This is a genomic window from Rhizobium sp. UBA1881 (assembly GCF_002338015.1).
Lineage (GTDB): Bacteria > Pseudomonadota > Alphaproteobacteria > Rhizobiales > Rhizobiaceae > Rhizobium.
In genome coordinates this window covers 2,994-4,476 of record NZ_DDHH01000074.1, presented here as the reverse complement: position 1 = coordinate 4,476, position 1,483 = coordinate 2,994, and the positions used below count along the sequence as shown (strand labels likewise).

At 64.1% G+C, this 1,483-nt stretch carries 1 protein-coding gene and 1 pseudogene; both read right to left on the bottom strand.

Annotation, left to right across the window (positions count from 1 at the left end):
• Window positions 1-178: 178 nt before the first annotated feature.
• The gene (locus B3605_RS08610; RefSeq protein ID WP_296433530.1) at window positions 179-976 is read right to left on the bottom strand and encodes an aldolase; all 798 of its coding nucleotides are present in this window, start codon (window positions 974-976) and stop codon (window positions 179-181) included.
• Window positions 977-1,030: 54 nt separating this feature from the next.
• Window positions 1,031-1,483, bottom strand: a pseudogene (locus tag B3605_RS08605) (M20/M25/M40 family metallo-hydrolase); the annotation flags it as partial.

Here is a 1,483-nt window from a genome sequence, read left to right as displayed (position 1 = left end):
CGACTCCCCTAGGGCGTGCCACTTCTCTCTTCGTTATCATTGATAACAAACGACTTTTCCTAAAAATCTCTGTCAGTGACAAAGCGAACGAACCGTTCGGCTCGATCCGTTATTCGCCATCAGGCATCGCCGTCTCGTGTCAGGCGCGCACCCTGCGGACGCGCGCCCTCTCCCACCCTCAATCGCGATATTGCGGCTCCTCGGCGTCGAGCATGCGCTTGATCGCCTCCAGATGCAGCCGTGCCGATTCCGGATCTCCCTCGCGCATCTGGCGGTAGGCGGCCTCGGCGATATCGGGGGCGACGGGCAGGACCTCGCGGCCGGTGGAGAGCGCCAGCGTCTGCACCTGGCAGGCGCGCTCGAGATAGTAAAGATCGTCCCAGGCTTCGGCGATATTGGGCGCCAGCACCATGACGCCGTGATGCTTCATGAAGACGATGTCGGCGTCGCCGATCGCATTGGCGATGCGATCCCCCTCGCGCTCGTCCAGCGCCAGGCCGTTGTAATCGCGGTCGTAAGCAGTGCGGCCGTAGAATTTCAGCGCCGTCTGGCCGGCGAAGATCAACGGCTCGCCCTCGGTCATCGACAGCGCCGTCGCGCAGGGCATGTGGGTGTGGAACGCGACGCGGGCGCGCGGAACGCGGGCGTGGATGCGGGCATGAATATAGAAGGCGGTCGCCTCCGGCTCGCCTTCGCCCGAGACGACATTGCCGTGAAAATCGCAGATAAGAAGCTTCGAGGCCGTCAGCTCGCGGAAGGCATAGCCATAGGGATTGACGATGAAGAGGTCGTCATAGCCGGGGACCAGCGCCGAGAAATGGTTGCAGATCCCCTCCTCGAGCCCATGGCGCGCCGCCATGCGGAAGCAGGCCGCCAGATCGGCGCGGGCCTGCCAGACCTCCTCGGTATCGAGCTCCGGCTGGTTGGCGCCGGAAACGCCGGTGGCCGCGGAGGACTTGTTCAGGGAATGCGCCATGTCGATGCTCCATTGCGATTGAATGTCAGGCAGTAGAAATATGCGGGCGGAAACTCAGGCAAGCGGCAGACGTCGCCTGATGATCGCGGCATGGTAGCGTGCTCCGGGCAGAAGGCCAGCGTCGTTGAAATCGAAATCGGGATTATGCAGCGGCGCCGAGCTTTCGCCGTTGCCCATGAAGACGAAGCAGCCCGGCATGTGTTCCAGGAAGCGCGCGAAATCCTCCGATGCCGTCATCGGTTCGGCGGCCGTTTTGACGTCGTCGGCATGCAGGACAGTGCGGGCGGCGGCCATGGCCTCCTCCACCAAGGTGGCATCGTTGATGAGCGGCACGAATTCGCGCGTAGCGCGTCTCGGCGGCCACGTTGTGGGCCATCGCCGTACCCTCGGCGATCACGCGCATCTGCCGTTCGATCTCTGCGCTCACCTCCGGGCGGAAGCTGCGGGCATCGCCGAGAATGCGGGCGAGCCCCGGCAGGGCGTTGCGGGTGCCGTCGGTGATGAGTT